We start from the raw sequence: 17,029 nt of genomic DNA, 5'->3' as shown, positions 1-17,029 counted from the left end.
TACCGGTTATTTAATGCCGCTGCCGCGGCTGAGCAACAGTGCGCAAACCGCTTCCGGCACCATATACTGGTCACGGTGGTCGAGTGTCATGCGACACCAGGCATCCGCTAATGGCGGTGAAGCAAAGCGCAAAAGTTGAGCCGCGCAGCACAAATCAAACAGTTGCTGGGTTATCGCCCGCCCTTGCTCTTCTTTGGGATTTTTCAGCCGCTGCTGTAATTGCCGCCAGCCACGGTCGAATAATCGATTTTGCCCACGTACCGGGTAAAATTCTTGCTGTAGCATTTCCAGCGCGTTGGGCAGCTTACGTAGCGTGCGCAACACATCAAGGCACATAATATTGCCCGAGCCCTCCCAGATACTGTTTACCGGCATTTCACGGTATAGCCGCGGCAACTCGCTTTGTTCGCAATAACCAATTCCCCCCAACACTTCCATGGCCTCGGCAACAAAAGCACTGCCCTGCCCACAGACCCGATATTTCGCCGCTGGGGTCAGTAAACGGCTAAATATTTGCTCGTGCGGCTCGCCCGCTTTCCCCCATGCACTGGCCAGGCGCATCAATAATGCAGTATGGCCCTCTAAGCGCAATGCCATGCGGCTTAGTCCTTGTCGCATCAAGGGTTGCTCTACCAACACCTTACCAAAAGCCTGTCGCTGCCAGGCGTGATACAGCGCGACTGAGAAAGCACGTCTCATTAATCCATGACTACCCAGAGCACAATCAAAACGGGTATAGCCGCCCATTTTCAGGATTTGGCGAATACCGTCGCCTTCATCGCCCAATAACCACGCGGTGGCGTTATCAAATTCAACCTCACTGCTGGCATTAGAGCGGTTGCCCAGTTTCTCTTTCAAGCGCTCTAATCGAATGGCGTTATAGGTGCCATCCGGCAATATTTTTGGCAAGAAAAAGCAGGATAACCCGCCGTCAGTTTGCGCCAGAACCAAATGCGCATCACTTTGTGGCACGGAGAAAAACCATTTATGTCCAACCAGACGATAAGCCTCGCCATGACCACGAGAATCCAGCGGTTCTGCCTTTGTGGTGTTACTGAGGACGTCGGAACCACCTTGTTTTTCCGTCATTCCCATCCCAATCAGTAAGCCCCGCTTCTGATTACCTACAATTTGATGAGAGTCATAACGATTCGAAAGGAGTGGCGATAACCAACCTTGGAACAGGGGCGGCAAGGTTTGCTGTAATAATGGAATGGCACCAAACGTCATGGTTATCGGGCATAACGACCCCGCTTCGACCTGGGCATGCAAGATAAACCGTGCGGCGCGCGCCACAAAAGATCCTTTGCGGGCATCTTCCTGCCAAGGCAAATTATGTACCCGGTGGCTCACCAATTCTTGCATTAATACATACCAGGCCGGATGAAACCGCACCTGATCTAACCGTAACCCTGCGCCGTCGTAACGTAATAATTCAGGAGGATTGGCGTTGGCTAACCTCCCTAACTCAAGGGATTCTTGCGAACCCAACTGCAATCCAATCTGAGCCAAAGTTTCCCCATCCCAGCCAGCATGTTCCCGCACCACTGCTTCCTGCAAGGCCATATCAGACAGAAATAAATTACTGTTCGATAAAGGCTCTGGCTGGTTGAAAACCAAGTGAGTCTGCCACTCCATAACTTCCTCCATTTCAGCACTCATGACGAAACCAGCTTACATAAATCAGGGTTAAGTATGGTGCAGACGAGGTTTTTTGCTGACAGACTCGGTACAAACCGTGACCAATCCACTATATATCACTGATAATTATTTAAAATTCCCGATATTAAAAATAAAAAAGCCAACATCCGAAAATGTTGGCTTCTGGCAAGATGAGCAAGAAATGGCTATTAGGCTTTTAGTGCCCGCTGGCGCACCGCTTCAAATAAACAGACGCCAGTCGCAACCGACACATTCAGCGAGGAAACACTGCCCGCCATTGGAATGCTGATCAGTTCATCACAGTGTTCGCGGGTCAGACGGCGCATCCCTTCACCTTCAGCGCCCATCACCAGCGCCATTGGGCCGGTCATTTTGCTCTGATATAAAGTGTGGTCAGCTTCACCGGCCGTGCCGACAATCCAGACATTGTTTTCCTGCAACACCCGCAAAGTGCGCGCCAGATTGGTGACTTTAATCAATGGCACATTTTCCGCAGCACCACTGGCCACTTTCTTGGCAATGGCATTCAGTTGCGCTGAGCGATCCCGTGGCACGATAACCGCATGAACGCCGGCGGCATCTGCGCTACGTAAACAAGCCCCCAAATTATGAGGGTCAGTTACGCCGTCCAGCACCAGCAGGAAAGGCGTTTCCACACTGGCCAGCAAGGCGGGCAAATCATTTTCCTGATACTGGCGGCCTTCACGGACGCGCGCCACTATCCCCTGATGGACTCCGCCTTCAACCTGAGAATCCAACCACTGACGGCTGGCAACTTGAACCACCAAACCGGCAGCTTCCAGCTCTGCAATCAGGGGTTGTAGGCGACGATCATCACGACCTTTCAGAATAAACACTTCCAGAAAACGTTGCGGATCATTGTCTAACAGGGCTTTGACGGAATGAATTCCGTAAATAATTTCGCTCATGATGCTCTTTTACATGTGTCGGCAGACAAAATATACCCGTCATACTTCAAGCTGCATGTGCGTTGGCCGCTTTTGCTCACCCGAATCATTGACCGACGCCAACTCATTGGGATTCACTCACTTGCGCCTTTCTGCAACTCGAATTATTTAGGGAATAACTGGCTTGCCAATGATTAAATTAATGCGGGCGACCGGGGCCGCCCGACAATTAGCCATCCAATAACTCAGCTGGCCATTATTGGTCAGTGCTGGTTTTTTTCTTGGCGCGTTTAGCTTTAGTTGCCGCCGCAATTTTCTTGGTCTTGGCGGATGCTCTTTTCGCTTTCGCCTTGGCCTTTTTCTCAGCCACTGCTTTTTCATCTAGCTTAGCGGCTGCATCTGCCGGGCGGAAAGCACTGTCCGGCTCGAAATTCGCGGGTTTTTTAGCACGACGAGGACGCTGTTGCCCACTCCCCACAGGGGCATTATCGCGGCGCGGTGAACTCGATGAGCTGCCCCGGCCACCACGGCCAGTCGAGGTATCGCGCATCGTGCGCTGACCATCGGCTTTCTTGGCCTTCTCACGTGCAGTTTTACCTTCACCGCGCGGCTTACGGGTACTGGAAACCAGAGCAAAGTCGATTTTGCGCTCATCCATATGTACCGCTTCCACGCGGATCTCCACGGTATCACCCAACCGGTAAACCTGACCGGAGGATTCGCCGATAAGGCGCTGGCCGATGTTATCGTAGCGGTAATAGTCATTGTCCAGACTGGATACATGCACCAGACCATCAATAAACAAATCATCCAGGCGCACGAAGAAACCAAAACCGGTGACACTGGCGATAATGCCGGTGAAGACTTTACCCACCTGATCTTGCATAAAGTCACATTTCAGCCAATCCGCCACATTACGGGTGGCCTCATCAGCGCGACGCTCAGTCATTGAGCAGTGTTCGCCCAATTGCAGCATTTCTTCGTATTCACTGTGCCAGCCGCCGGTAGGTGTCCAGCGCTCTTTAACATTGCCCTGCTCTTTGGCTAACTGATACTTGATAGCGCGGTGCATGGCTAAATCTGGATAACGGCGAATTGGCGAAGTGAAATGCCCATAAGAGGCCAGTGCCAAACCAAAGTGACCCCGGTTTTCTGGATCGTAAATCGCTTGTTTCATCGAGCGCAGCAACATGGTTTGCAGCATTTCATGATCCGGGCGATCGGCAACTTCATCCATCAGCACCGCATAATCTTTCGGCTCTGGTTTCAGGCCACCGCCTAATGTCAGACCCAGCTCACCAAGCACACTGCGCAGGGCTGAAATATGGTCATCACTTGGGCGGTCATGCACGCGGAACAGTGCTGGCTCATTGTGTTTTTCCACAAATCGCGCAGCAGCAATGTTCGCCATAATCATGCACTCTTCAATCAGCTTATGGGCATCATTGCGCACTGTAGATTCAATGCGCTCAATGCGGCGTTCAGCATTGAAAATGAACTTGGCTTCTTCAGTTTCAAAGGCAATACCGCCACGTTCGGCACGCGCCTGATCCAACACTTTGTACATTTCATGCAGTTCTAACAGATGCGGCACCAGCGGCTTATATTGTTCGCGCAGTGATTCTTCACCATCAATAATGCGCCACACTTTGGTATAAGTCAGACGAGCATGAGAGCTCATCACCGCTTCATAGAACTTATAAGACGAAAGCTTGCCCTGTGCGGAGATGGTCATTTCGCACACCATACACAGGCGGTCAACCTGCGGATTCAGAGAGCAAAGGCCATTTGACAGCACTTCCGGCAGCATAGGGATAACTTGCGATGGGAAGTAAACAGAAGTGCCACGGCTGCGAGCTTCGTCATCTAGCGCGGTGCGCGGGCGCACATAATAACTGACATCCGCAATGGCAACCCACAGACGCCAGCCACCACCCCGTTTTTTCTCACAATACACCGCGTCATCAAAGTCGCGGGCATCTTCGCCATCAATGGTAACCAATGGCAAATTGCGTAAATCTACCCGCCCTTTTTTCGCCTCTTCCGGCACCTGTTCTTTCAGATCCGCAACTTGTTTTTCAACCTGCGGCGGCCAGGTATGGGGAATTTCATGGGTGCGCAGCGCAATATCCACCGCCATGCTGGTGCCCATGTTCTCGCCAAGCACTTCAACAATCTTACCCACGGCTTTCGTGCGGCGGGTTGGGCGCTGAGTCAGCTCAACTACCACCACAAAGCCCATCCGTGCACCATTGATAGAATCTGGCGGGATCAGGATATCAAAGCTCAGGCGACCGTCATCCGGCACCACGAAACCGGTACCAGCATCAGTAAAGTAGCGGCCCACAATTTGGCTGGTTTTCGGCACCAACACCCGCACAATACGTGCTTCGCGGCGGCCCTTGCGATCAGCCCCCATAGCTTGCGCCAACACCACGTCACCGTGGATGGCCATTTTCATCTGTTCTGCGGAAAGGTACAGGTCGTCTTTACTGCCCTCAACGCGTAAGAAACCAAAACCATCACGGTGACCAATAACTGTGCCCCGCAACAGGTCTAAGCGCTCCGGCAAGGCGTAGCACTGACGACGAGTGAAGACCAATTGCCCATCACGCTCCATCGCGCGCAGGCGGCGGCGCAGCGCCTCTAAAGGCTCTTCACCACTTAAATTAAGTTCATTGGCCAGCTCTTCACGACTGGCGGGTGTTTCGCGTTTCGCGAGATGAGCCAAAATAAATTCCCGGCTAGGGATCGGCGACTCATACTTTTCTGCTTCTCGTTCCAAGAATGGATCTTGTGACATTGCGGTTCCTCCGTTGTCATCAGCAGGTCTTTACCCTGCGCTCTTGAAATTGCATCGGTGTTAGCTGCACTCTCTCGCCCGGAGCACTGACTTTGTAAGCTCATCGGGACTCGTTTACTGGCTGCCTACCTGCAATCCCAAGTTCTTTGGGTATATATATCTTTGATTAAGTAAGAAAACTACTCAACAAGTAATAGCTTGTAGAGCGGGGTATTATCTTGAACCATATCAGCTAAAGTATAATTATCCAGCTCATCTAAAAAACTTTTTACCGCTTGATTTAGCGCTGATTTCAGACGACAAGCGGGTGTTATATGGCAAAAATCACTACTGCAATTTACCAGAGAAAGGGGTTCCAACTGGCGCACCACGTCACCAATTCGAATCTCATTGGCCGGCTTACCCAAGCGTATTCCGCCGTTTTTCCCCCGCACAGCCGTTACCAGCCCTACACGGCTCAACTGATTGATTATTTTAACCATATGATTGCGGGACACGCCATAGACCTCAGTTACCTGAGAAATGCTGGTCATTTGGCCTTCAGGTAGCGAGGCCATATAAGTAAGCGCCCGCAAACCATAATCAGTAAAACTTGTTAACTGCACGTATACCCCTGAGTATCAGTTTACTCGGCTTAAACCCATCTAAGATGACATATTTTGGATAGGTTATAAGTATGACTCTAAGTGCCATTTAGAAAACTTATACTTTGAATGATAAACCAGCCACAAAGCTTGCGGCTAATCATTTAGGTGAAGGGCGGGTCTTTTGATGTAAAAACAGCTTACCTGGGGAACAACAAACCGGGCATTAGCCCGGTTTGAGTGTTTTGAAAACGAAAATTTGACAATAATGCTGTCAATTACGCATCAAATGGGTCGCGCAGGATCATGGTTTCTTCACGATCAGGGCCAGTAGAAATGATATCAACCGGAACACCTGTCAGCTCTTCTACACGTTTGATGTAGTTCAGGGCCGCCTGTGGCAACTTACTGTGCTCTTTCACGCCAAAGGTGACATCTGACCAGCCTGGCATGACTTCGTAAATTGGCTCAATACCTTCCCAGCCTTCAGCAGCCAGTGGAGTTGTATCAACTTCACGGCCATCTGGCATACGGTAACCAACACAAATCTTCACTTCTTTCAGACCATCCAGCACATCCAGTTTGGTCATGCAGAAGCCAGATAATGAGTTGATTTGCACCGCACGACGCACTGCAACAGCATCTAACCAGCCAGTACGACGGCTACGACCGGTAGTCGCACCAAATTCGTTACCTTGCTTGCGCAGGAATTCGCCAGTTTCGTCATTCAGCTCAGTCGGGAACGGGCCTGCGCCGACACGAGTCGAATACGCTTTTACAATACCCAGCACATAATCAACATAACGCGGCCCTAAACCAGAACCTGTCGCTACGCCACCAGCAGTGGTGTTAGATGAGGTGACATACGGATAAGTACCGTGATCGATGTCCAGCAAGGTGCCTTGGGCGCCTTCGAACATGATGAATTCACCTTGCTTGCGGGCATTATCCAGCAATTCAGACACATCAACGACCATAGCAGTCAGAATGTCGGCAACAGCCAATACACCATCCAGCACAGTTTGATAGTCAACAGCATCTTCTTTGTAGTAATGCACCAACTGGAAGTTGTGGTAATCCACAATTTCTTTCAGTTTGATAGCGAAGGTTTCTTTGTTGAACAAATCGCCTACGCGCAGACCGCGACGGGCAACTTTATCTTCATAGGCAGGGCCAATACCGCGACCGGTAGTACCGATTGCTTTTGCACCACGTGCTTTTTCACGCGCATTATCCAAAGCCACATGATAAGGCAGGATTAATGGGCATGCTTCGGAGAGTAACAGTCGCTCACGAACAGGCACACCGCGCGCTTCAAGTTCTGTCATCTCTTTCATTAATGCGTCAGGTGCCAAAACAACACCGTTACCGATGATGCTGGTTACGTTTTCACGCAGAATACCTGAGGGAATTAAATGAAGAACGGTTTTCTCACCGTTGATAACCAAAGTGTGGCCAGCGTTGTGACCACCTTGATAGCGCACAACATATTTAGCCCGTTCAGTCAGCAGGTCTACGACCTTGCCCTTACCTTCGTCACCCCATTGGGTGCCCAGTACGACGACGTTCTTACCCATCTCAAAAATCACCAGGTTGCTTAAAAAAGGATTCTAACATCTCACTCGGCTGCTTTCAGTACTTTTTAACACATAACTGAACAATTTTTGTGCTTACATTTAGCCGCCCATGCGGCTACGCAACATGTAGTAGATAACAACGCCCGCAACCACTAATCCTCCACCAAAACGGCGTAAAGTGGCATCAGGTAATTGCGTCATCGCCAGAATCATTTTGCGCCAGGCTTTGGGATAAAGCATCGGGCCAAGCCCTTCGAGCACTAAAACCAAACCCAATGCTAATAAAATGGTTGAATTCATTATTTATCTCAACAGGAAAAGGCTGCCTCAAATAGAAAAGGCCCGCGTGAACACGGGCCTTATTTATTACAATTAAAAACACGATGACAAAAACGCGTTTTTATAGCAACGGTTATGGACGTTTGCTGGAGTTATCCGGTGATTTCATGTAGCGGAAGAAATCGCTATCCGGGCTCAGAACCATCACATCATTACCACCGCTGAAGCTGTTTTCATAAGCACGCAGGCTACGAATGAAAGCATAGAAGTCAGGGTCTTTACTGAATGCATCCGCAAACAGACGAGCTGCTTCTGCGTCACCGCCACCACGAGTAATACGTGCCTGACGCTCAGCTTCCGCCAGTGTACGAGTCACTTCATAGTCAGCTGTTGCACGCAACTTCTCGGCTTCTTCCTGACCTTGTGAACGATGACGACGGGCTACCGCTTCACGTTCAGCACGCATACGCTGGAAGATAGCGTCAGAAACTTCGGCCGGTAAGTTGATTTGCTTGATACGCACGTCAACTACTTCAATCCCAAGTGCTGCCATGCTGTTCGGGTTAACCGCTGGCTGTTTGCCACGGGTTTCCTGCTCAACACGCGCTGCCGCAGAGGCAATTGCATCATCTGCTTCTGTGGTAACGGCTTCATCACCGACACTACCGGTATTCAGCGCATCACGAACATCTGATGTCAGACGACCACGTGAGTCGGTTACGATGTCCCGCACATTCAGGCGGCCAATCTCAGAACGTAAACGGTCACTGAACTTACGTTTCAGCAGCACTTCCGCCTGAGACACATCACCACCACCGGTGGCCAGATAGTAGCGGCTGAAATCGCTAATACGCCATTTCAGGTATGAGTCAACAATCAGGTCTTTCTTCTCGTTGGTTACAAAACGGTCAGCTTGGTTGTCCATAGTTTGAATACGGGCATCCAACGTCTTCACTGTTTCGATAAAAGGTATCTTGAAGTGCAAGCCCGGCGCATACACCAGAGGCTTGTTATCACTATCACGCAATACCTTACCAAAGCGCAGCACGATGCCGCGCTCACCTTCTTGTACCACAAACAGCGAAGCGTAGAGTGCGACCAACACCACAACGACGATAAGTAAAATAGACTTACGCATTGGTTATTCTCTCCCTACGCGAGTGGAAGTATCACGCTGAGTATTCGCTCGGCGCTGATCCATGATAGAGCCACTGGTTGAACTGGTATTTGAATTACTGGCACCAGATTCTTGGCTGCTATTGGCAGAGGAAGACGGATTCAAACGAATCAGACTGGTATCTTTGCTGCCATCCGCTTTATCTGCTGCACCTTGACCGCGCATCAGTTGATCCAGCGGTAACACCATCAGATTGTTACCTTTGTCATTAGCCAGCACTTTGTGAGTTTTACCGAGGACTTTCTCCATGGTTTCGATGTACAGACGCTCACGGGTAATTTCCGGTGCAGCCTTATACTCAGGCAGCAACTTGGCAAAACCGGCAACTTCACCTTGCGCTTCCAACACTTTACGTGCGGCATAAGCACGAGCATCTTCTAACAGACGCTGCGCCTGACCATTAGCACGTGGCTGGACTTCGTTGGTGTAAGCTTCAGCTTCACGAATATACTGTTGTTCGTTTTCACGGGCAGCAATCGCATCATCAAATGCCGCTTTAACTTCTTCTGGCGGTCGCGCTGCCTGGAAGTTAACGTCCAGCAGAGTAATACCCATATTGTACGGACGAATGGTTTCTTCCAGTACACGCTGAGTATCGCTACGCACGATAGTACGGCCTTCAGTCAGGATTTTATCCATGGTGTATTTACCAATAACACCACGTACTGCGCTGTCAGTTGCCTGACGCAGGCTGTCATCCGGATTCGTCACGCTAAACAGATAAGCGGCCGGGTCAGTCACACGATACTGCACGTTCATTTCGATGCGAACGACGTTCTCATCAGAGGTCAGCATGACACCTGATGCCGCCAATTCACGTACGGACTCGACGTTAACCGGGGTCACTTCATCAATAAAGGTCGGTTTCCAGTTCAAACCAGGCTGCACGATGTGGCTTAATTTACCCAAGCGAGTAACAACACCGCGCTCAGCTTCTTTAATTGTATAGAAACCACTTGCTGCCCAGATAACGACAACCGCAACTACTGCAATACCAACAATACGACCATTGAAACTCGGGCCTTTTGTTGAACCGCTATTATCATTGCTGTTTCCGCCACCTTTGCCACCGAGGTTACTCAGTTTTTTGCTCAGTTTACGGAAGATATCGTCCAGATCAGGCGGCCCTTGGTCACGGCCACCTTTATTATTGTTATTTCCGCCAGAGTTGCCGCCATTATTATTGCTGCTCCCCCACGGATCGCGGTCCTGTCCGTTATTACCGGGCTGATTCCACGCCATGTTTTAGCTCCATTCTTCTATGATTGGTTTTCTTCAGGCCAAGAGCGCATGCCAAAGAAGCTGGCTCTTAATCTCACAAGAAAGGTCAGATATACCCTTTGTACTTGAAGTCGCGGAGTTGTTAGCTGCCTTCTCTCACCGGAATCACTTACCTAAGTAAGCTCATCGGAATGAGTTCGCTTGCTACCTCTCTGCAACTCCAATGTCTTTAGGTAGCATAAATTAATTAGCCGCGTCGGACTCATTAACAATATAACTGACCAATTCCTGCTCTTGTTTACAGAGACGACGCCAATCAACGATAGGCATTCTTACCACCATACCGATATTCCCGTCCTCATCTATCCACTCTTTTTCAATTGCCTGAAGCTGGTAAAAACGGCTACGCAAACGGCCTGCCTGAGGCGGCAAACGTAATTCAAAGTGTGCGATCTCACCTGAAAGACGCTCCGTCAACGCTTGAAAGAGCAACGGGATACCTGCGCCGGTTTGGGCTGAAAGCCAAACTCTGACTGGCAGATTTTCTTCGTTGCGATCAATTCGCGGGACAAAATCATCCAACAAATCAATTTTATTCATTACTAATAATGTAGGAATTTCATCCGCCTCGATTTCTGCCAACACAGAATCAACTGCGGCCATATTCTCGGCTACCCGAGGATCAGCTGCATCAATTATGTGTAACAGTAATGAGGCTTGCCGCGTTTCTTGTAATGTCGCTTTAAAAGCAGCAACCAGATCGTGCGGCAAATGCCGGATAAAGCCTACGGTATCCGCCAGCACAGTATCGCCCACATCCGCCACATTAATACGGCGTAAAGTTGGATCCAGCGTGGCAAATAATTGGTCAGCTGCATAGACATCAGCTGCCGTAATTTTGTTAAACAGGCTAGATTTACCGGCGTTGGTATATCCCACCAAAGATACTGTCGGAATATCAGCACGGGTACGCGCACGCCGCCCCTGCTCTCGCTGTTTTGCCACGCGCTCTAAACGGCTTAAAATCAAGCTGATACGGTCACGTAACAAACGACGGTCAGTCTCCAACTGGGTTTCACCTGGCCCTCTTAGGCCAATCCCCCCTTTTTGACGCTCAAGATGCGTCCAACCACGTACCAAGCGGGTCGCGATATGGCGCAATTGCGCTAATTCGACCTGTAATTTACCTTCGTGGGTACGGGCCCGTTGGGCAAAAATATCTAAAATTAGCCCAGTACGATCAATAACCCGACATTCGCACAAACGCTCAAGATTTCGCTCTTGTGCTGCGGAAAGGGCATGATCAAACAAGACAACAGACGCACCACTGGCTTTAACTGCATCAGCAATTTCTTCAGCTTTTCCCTCGCCAACAAAATACTTAGGGTGCGGTGCTTTGCGACTACCGGTCACAATTTGCAAAGCTTCTACGCCCGCAGAAGATACCAGCGCTTCAAATTCACGCAGATCCTCTGAGTTTTTGTCTTGCGAGAAATAGATATGAACCAGTACGGCCTGCTCACCGCCTTCATAACGGTCAAACAAACGTGCAACCTCTCAAACGGATCAAAACCGCTAGTGCGGAGAACATAAGCCCGGATCCGTTGCTTATGTTCTCCGTCATGGTTGAACAGCAATGCGCTTTATTCAGCGTCATCGCTATCCTGCTGCGGCTGTTGCGGCGCAGATGGATTACTACCATGATAATTATTGGTGCTACCACTCGGATTATTGCTGTGATGCGAAACCGGGCGGGAAGGCACTACAGTAGAAATGGCGTGTTTATAGACCATCTGGCTGACTGTATTCTTTAACAGAATGACAAACTGATCAAAAGACTCAACTTGGCCCTGCAGTTTAATGCCATTCACTAAATAAATAGAAACCGGAACCCGTTCACGACGCAATGCGTTCAGGAACGGATCTTGCAAAGATTGCCCCTTAGCCATTCTATATTTTCCTTATTTGCTTGTTGTTATTAACTAAGAACCTATCGGCTCGAAAATAAACTGCGTAAAAAAATTCGCGCGTTGAGTACTAATCAATTGTACACAATCATTCAACCTATGCACTAACAACCTGTATCACAGAGTCTAAAGCCTCTCCCGGCTTGTCACTGTCGAGCCACTGGACTGAACCCCAGCCCCGCAACCAGGTCATTTGGCGCTTTGCCAGTTGACGTGTCGCACAAACTCCGCGGTAAACCATTTCGTCGTAATCAATCTCACCGGACAGATAAGACCACATCTGCCGGTATCCTACACAACGAATGGCGGGCATATCCGTATGCAAATCACCGCGGTCAAAAAGCGCCCTAGCCTCTGTTTCAAACCCCGCCGCCAGCATCTGATGAAAACGTAATTCAATCCGCTGGTGTAAGAGTTCCCGGCTAACAGGCGCAATCGCAAATTGGTGAACCCGGTAAGGTAAGGTTTCACCTGAAATTTTAGTCAGTTCTGTTAGAGTTTTACCTGAAATCAAAAAAACTTCCAGTGCTCTGGAGAGCCGCTGAGGATCATTAGGATGAATTCTCGCCGCAGCAACCGGGTCTATCTCGGCTAATTGCTGATGCAAGGCTTCCCAACCCAGCTCTGCCGCTTGTTGTTCAATCCGCTGGCGCACTTGTGCATCAGCCGACGGCAATGGCGATAACCCATCCAACAAAGCTTTAAAATACAACATTGTGCCACCCACCAGCAGCGGAATACGCCCGGCTGCGGTGATGTCGGCCATTTCTTTTAATGCATCTTTACGGAAATCTGCCGCTGAGTAGGATTGCGCGGGATCGCGGATATCAATCAGTCGGTGCGGCGCTAATGCCAGCTCTTCTGCACTGGGTTTCGCCGTGCCGATATCCATACCACGGTAGATAAGGGCCGAGTCAACACTGATGAGCTCTACAGGTAGCCGCTGTCTCAACGCAATAGAGAGCGCTGTTTTACCCGAGGCAGTTGGCCCCATAATAAAGATTGCCGGTGGCAGGTCTAGATTTTCAATATCATTCATGTTTCAGGGTTGCCAATGCAGCCTTTATATCAATAGGTTGTAATAGCCCGACAGGCGGTGATTTTACCAACTGTGGACAAAGACGTTCAACATCCGTCAATAACTGTATCGCTTGAGACACATTCCATACCTCATGTTCACTGCCAAGCTGGCGAGAAATCCATGTGGCCAGAGCATCTGGCGATATCTCTTCATGTTGCGACAGATAGCCTAACAGTTCCGGTATCAGTTTTTGTAAATTTTGTTGGCGTAATGGTAAAGATACTGCACGCAAAGTCGCTGTTGTATGTTCAACAGCCAATTCTATCCCCATGAGAGCCAACAATTTCTGATGGCGCTGGCAGGCGGCGGCCTCATCTTTATTTAATGTTAATTTCAGCGGGATCAATAAGGGCTGAGGGCGCAAACCTTCAGTTGGCGGGTTCAGTTGCGCTTGTTTCAACCCGCGTTCGGCAACCGGCAGCGCCAACAATGCCAAACCCTGTTTATATTCAAGCAAAGCATAACAAGGAGGAAATACCGTTAATACTCGGCCAAAACTGTAATTATCACCATGAAGTGGCTCTTCAACAGGGAGCTGGCGTGCTTTTGGGGCAGAGGCTGTCATTTCTGTAACGGGCTGCACCAACTGGCGATATAACTCGCCTTGCTGCTTTTGATAAGGCTGGCCCGCGTTATAGGCTGGAGCATGTTCACGAGCAAATAAGCGCTCGGTTGTTGCGGTTCGCCCCACAGCTGACGCCGGCTCTGGCGCAGCTGTTCGCTCTTCTCGCGGGGCTTTCGCCGGTTCCGGTTGAGCATATTTATTGCCCCCCGCCGCCACACGATTCTCTGGCTGCCAGCGCGGTGCCTCTATTTCTTCGCCATCTTCATTGATGTTTAATACTGGGGTAGCTGCTTGCTGCAAAACCGTGGTAACTGCTTGATAAATAAAATCATGAACCAACCGCGCCTGATGAAAACGTACCTCATGTTTAGCCGGGTGCACGTTGACATCAACCTGATGCGGGTCAATATCCAAATACAGCACATAGGCCGGTTGTTGGTCGTCTTTGAGTAAATCTTGATAAGCCTGGCGAATCGCGTGGTTTATGAGTCGGTCGCGCATCATGCGGTTATTGACGTAGCAATACTGCATTTCACTGAGTGTGCGGCTGGCTGCGGGGTCAGCTACCCATCCACGGATGGTTAAATCACCATGTTGCCAGGAAATAGCCAGTGCCTGCTGCAAAAAAGCAGGGCCACAAATGCTGGCAAGACGGCGCTCATGCTGAGAAGGGTCAGTCGCTGCGCGGTACTGGCGCATTAGCTTACCGTTATGACTAAGATTAATCGCCACATCAAAACGCGCCAGCGCAATGCGCCGCACCACTTCATCAATATGACCAAATTCGGTTTTTTCAGTGCGCATAAATTTGCGGCGCGCAGGGGTGTTATAAAACAAATCCAGCACCTCAAGGGTGCTACCCACCGGATGCGCTGCGGGCTTGATGGTCACCGCCATATCGCGCCCTTCGGCATAAGCTTGCCAGGCTTCATTTTGCTGCGCCGTGCGTGACGTTAATATCAGGCGGGAGACAGAACTGATACTGGCCAGTGCTTCACCGCGAAACCCCATACTGAGGATAGCTTCCAGATCCTCCAGCGAGCTTATCTTACTGGTTGCATGGCGGGCCAGCGCCAGTGCCAAATCATCTTTACTAATGCCACAGCCATTATCACGGATACGAATCAATTTCGCCCCACCACGTTCGATATCAATATCAATGCGTGTGGCACCGGCATCCAGGCTATTTTCTACCAATTCTTTGACTACCGACGCCGGCCGCTCTACCACTTCACCGGCGGCAATTTGGTTAGCAAGCTGTGGTGGCAGAATCTGAATCGGCATAGCAGTTCCTTATCGCTTATGACTGTGGGATGGTCAAGGTTTGGCCAAGTTGAACATTACCTGACTTTATCTTATTCGCCCGCTCAATCTCACTCATCGACACGCCATATCTGGCAGCAATGGCTGATAGCGTATCGCCACGTTTTACCTGATGTTTAACCGGCTGACTTTTTTTAGCGGCAGTTTTAGGCACAGTGGCGGCAATCGAGCCGCCAGAGGCCGGCACTTTTAAACGCTGACCGACCCAAACCACATCATTTTTCAATGTGTTGCTTTGCCGCAATACCGCCATGCTGACGCCATATTGACTGGCAATGCCGGATAAAGTTTCGCCACGTTGTACTTTATGAATCTGACTTTTACCTGTCACCACAGGTTTGGCAGCAGCAGACCTGCCGCTTGACGTATTTACATTGCTAACCACAGGTTCTGGCTGACTCGCGCTAGCACGTTGTGAAGAAGAATTTACCGCCGCCGTTTCAATTAGCGGACGGTTTTCGACCTTTGGGTCGGCTTGTAGCGGATGCGCGAGGAAATAACTGCGTAAGCCTTTATAAATGGCTTGAGCAATTTTCTCCTGATACGCGCTACTGCCAAGCAGCCGCTCCTCCGTACTGTTACTGATAAAGCCGGTTTCCACTAACAAAGAGGGAATATCCGGAGAACGCAACACCCCAAGACTGGCGTGTTCCGGCCGACGTTTATGAATGTCACCAATGGATTGCAGTTCACGCAGCACTTTGGTCGCGACGTCATAACCCACACGCTGCGAATGACCAAATTGCAGATCCAGCACCGCTTGACTTAAATAGGGGTCAGATGCGGTATTCGCTAGCACATCACCTGCGCCGCCAAGGAGCTCGGATTGCTTCTCATGCTGTTCCAGCCAGCTCCCCATTTCACTGTTAGCACGGCGATTTGATAACACCCAAACGGACGCCCCTGTCGCGCTGCGGTTCGGCGCGGCATCCGCATGGATGGAAACCAACACATTGGCACTTTGTTTACGTGCCACGTCAGAGCGGCCCATAACCGAAATAAAATAATCGCCATTACGGGTCAAAACCGGTTTAAACATCTGGTCGCTGTTAAGCAATGCTTCCAGCCTGCGGGCAATAGCCAGAGTGACACTCTTCTCTTGTAAGCCATTTTGCCCAATAGCTCCGGGATCTTGCCCCCCGTGACCGGCATCAATGGCAACAACGACTTGGGTGCTATTAGCCACCCGGCTCGCTTTAATCGGACGTGCAGTATTGGTGGTGACGTTTTCGCTGCTCATCACCACAGTTGGCTTATTATTAAACGGATTTTTCGCCACAGTGGAGCTATTGGAGCTGGTCACCCGCGCCGCGGTATTGGTGTTCGTCGCCTGCGCTGTCAGCCGCCCAGCATTGGGGCTCGGTGTATTGGTTTGGCTTAATACCGAATTATTCGGACTTGGCGTGGATTGCACCTGACGAACCGGCGCACTGCCTGTCGCGGTCATGGTAATCACGACGGTGTAATTATTACCTGATTGTTGAGTGACGGCGCGAGTTTTCACTTTTTGCGTCAACTCCAGCACCAGACGGGTGCTTTGCTCATCTTTTGGCGTACTCGAGCGAATTCTTTTCAGCAGATTTTGCCCACTGAATTCCAATGGTAATCCCGAAAGATTGCCACTTTGGCGCACATCTAACACCACCCGCTCGGGGGCGTTTAACGAGAAAAAGGCGTAAATCGGCTTGCCGTCAAAACTGAGTGTCACCCGGCTTTCTGTCGGGCCATTGTTCACCTTGATATCGGTCAGCTTCATAGCCCATGCAGAAGGGAGAGCAAACAAACTCACCACCACCAGCATAACCATGGCAACCAATTGTTTCCAATATGATTTTCGCTTTAAACCAATCCGTCGAATGAAGGAATTTAGTCGTGTCATGCT

The 17,029-nt window shown here is 50.1% G+C and carries 13 protein-coding genes; all 13 read right to left on the bottom strand.

Annotated elements, in window-relative coordinates; genetic code table 11:
- Positions 1-6: 6 nt before the first annotated feature.
- Complete coding sequence (locus YROHD0001_RS13660) at positions 7-1,650, bottom strand: isovaleryl-CoA dehydrogenase (RefSeq protein ID WP_032816227.1); 1,644 nt, start codon at positions 1,648-1,650, stop codon at positions 7-9.
- 200 nt (positions 1,651-1,850) lie between these two features.
- Positions 1,851-2,591 carry a 23S rRNA (guanosine(2251)-2'-O)-methyltransferase RlmB gene (rlmB, locus tag YROHD0001_RS13665; RefSeq protein WP_004713666.1) on the bottom strand — a complete coding sequence of 247 codons (741 nt, stop codon included), beginning with the start codon at positions 2,589-2,591 and terminating at the stop codon, positions 1,851-1,853.
- 235 nt (positions 2,592-2,826) lie between these two features.
- Positions 2,827-5,373, bottom strand: a complete 2,547-nt coding sequence (gene rnr, locus YROHD0001_RS13670) for a ribonuclease R (protein ID WP_004713665.1) — start codon at positions 5,371-5,373, stop codon at positions 2,827-2,829.
- A 179-nt stretch (positions 5,374-5,552) separates the two neighbouring features.
- The gene (gene nsrR / locus YROHD0001_RS13675; protein WP_004713664.1) at positions 5,553-5,978 is read right to left on the bottom strand and encodes a nitric oxide-sensing transcriptional repressor NsrR; all 426 of its coding nucleotides are present in this window, start codon (positions 5,976-5,978) and stop codon (positions 5,553-5,555) included.
- Between the two features lie 257 nt (positions 5,979-6,235).
- Complete coding sequence (locus YROHD0001_RS13680) at positions 6,236-7,534, bottom strand: adenylosuccinate synthase (RefSeq protein WP_004713663.1); 1,299 nt, start codon at positions 7,532-7,534, stop codon at positions 6,236-6,238.
- Between the two features lie 99 nt (positions 7,535-7,633).
- Entirely contained in the window at positions 7,634-7,834 is a 201-nt protein-coding gene (locus tag YROHD0001_RS13685; protein WP_004713662.1) for a DUF2065 family protein, read from the bottom strand.
- A 112-nt stretch (positions 7,835-7,946) separates the two neighbouring features.
- A complete protein-coding gene (gene hflC, locus YROHD0001_RS13690; RefSeq protein WP_004713661.1) occupies positions 7,947-8,951 on the bottom strand; it encodes a protease modulator HflC in 1,005 nt (334 codons plus the stop codon).
- Positions 8,952-8,954: 3 nt separating this feature from the next.
- Positions 8,955-10,232 carry an FtsH protease activity modulator HflK gene (gene hflK, locus YROHD0001_RS13695; RefSeq protein WP_004713659.1) on the bottom strand — a complete coding sequence of 426 codons (1,278 nt, stop codon included), beginning with the start codon at positions 10,230-10,232 and terminating at the stop codon, positions 8,955-8,957.
- Positions 10,233-10,454: 222 nt separating this feature from the next.
- Positions 10,455-11,756 (bottom strand): ribosome rescue GTPase HflX, encoded by a 1,302-nt coding sequence (gene hflX, locus YROHD0001_RS13700; protein ID WP_004713658.1) that lies wholly within the window; start codon positions 11,754-11,756, stop codon positions 10,455-10,457.
- A 98-nt stretch (positions 11,757-11,854) separates the two neighbouring features.
- Complete coding sequence (gene hfq / locus YROHD0001_RS13705; protein WP_004392473.1) at positions 11,855-12,160, bottom strand: RNA chaperone Hfq; 306 nt, start codon at positions 12,158-12,160, stop codon at positions 11,855-11,857.
- 115 nt (positions 12,161-12,275) lie between these two features.
- Complete coding sequence (gene miaA, locus YROHD0001_RS13710) at positions 12,276-13,217, bottom strand: tRNA (adenosine(37)-N6)-dimethylallyltransferase MiaA (RefSeq protein ID WP_032816225.1); 942 nt, start codon at positions 13,215-13,217, stop codon at positions 12,276-12,278.
- Positions 13,210-15,108 (bottom strand): DNA mismatch repair endonuclease MutL, encoded by a 1,899-nt coding sequence (mutL, locus tag YROHD0001_RS13715; RefSeq protein ID WP_004713654.1) that lies wholly within the window; start codon positions 15,106-15,108, stop codon positions 13,210-13,212. Before mutL ends, miaA begins: the two co-directional genes overlap by 8 nt.
- Positions 15,109-15,124: 16 nt before the next feature.
- The gene (gene amiB / locus YROHD0001_RS13720) at positions 15,125-16,948 is read right to left on the bottom strand and encodes an N-acetylmuramoyl-L-alanine amidase AmiB (protein ID WP_032816297.1); all 1,824 of its coding nucleotides are present in this window, start codon (positions 16,946-16,948) and stop codon (positions 15,125-15,127) included.
- Between the last annotated feature and the right edge of the window lie 81 nt (positions 16,949-17,029).

This window comes from Yersinia rohdei ATCC 43380, assembly GCF_000173775.1.
Lineage (GTDB): Bacteria > Pseudomonadota > Gammaproteobacteria > Enterobacterales > Enterobacteriaceae > Yersinia > Yersinia rohdei.
The sequence above is the reverse complement of the archived record's forward strand: the minus strand, read 5'-3'. Positions and strand labels throughout refer to the sequence as shown.

What these genes read in the sequence shown, in the direction of transcription:
- YROHD0001_RS13660 (WP_032816227.1), bottom strand. Translation starts at nt 1,650, where the DNA reads ATGGAGGAAGTTATGGAGTGGCAGACTCACTTGGTTTTCAACCAGCCA.
- rlmB (WP_004713666.1), bottom strand. Translation starts at nt 2,591, where the DNA reads ATGAGCGAAATTATTTACGGAATTCATTCCGTCAAAGCCCTGTTAGAC.
- rnr (WP_004713665.1), bottom strand. Translation starts at nt 5,373, where the DNA reads ATGTCACAAGATCCATTCTTGGAACGAGAAGCAGAAAAGTATGAGTCG.
- YROHD0001_RS13680 (WP_004713663.1), bottom strand. Translation starts at nt 7,534, where the DNA reads ATGGGTAAGAACGTCGTCGTACTGGGCACCCAATGGGGTGACGAAGGT.
- YROHD0001_RS13685 (WP_004713662.1), bottom strand. Translation starts at nt 7,834, where the DNA reads ATGAATTCAACCATTTTATTAGCATTGGGTTTGGTTTTAGTGCTCGAA.
- hflC (WP_004713661.1), bottom strand. Translation starts at nt 8,951, where the DNA reads ATGCGTAAGTCTATTTTACTTATCGTCGTTGTGGTGTTGGTCGCACTC.
- hflK (WP_004713659.1), bottom strand. Translation starts at nt 10,232, where the DNA reads ATGGCGTGGAATCAGCCCGGTAATAACGGACAGGACCGCGATCCGTGG.
- hfq (WP_004392473.1), bottom strand. Translation starts at nt 12,160, where the DNA reads ATGGCTAAGGGGCAATCTTTGCAAGATCCGTTCCTGAACGCATTGCGT.
- miaA (WP_032816225.1), bottom strand. Translation starts at nt 13,217, where the DNA reads ATGAATGATATTGAAAATCTAGACCTGCCACCGGCAATCTTTATTATG.
- mutL (WP_004713654.1), bottom strand. Translation starts at nt 15,108, where the DNA reads ATGCCGATTCAGATTCTGCCACCACAGCTTGCTAACCAAATTGCCGCC.
- amiB (WP_032816297.1), bottom strand. Translation starts at nt 16,948, where the DNA reads ATGCTGGTGGTGGTGAGTTTGTTTGCTCTCCCTTCTGCATGGGCTATG.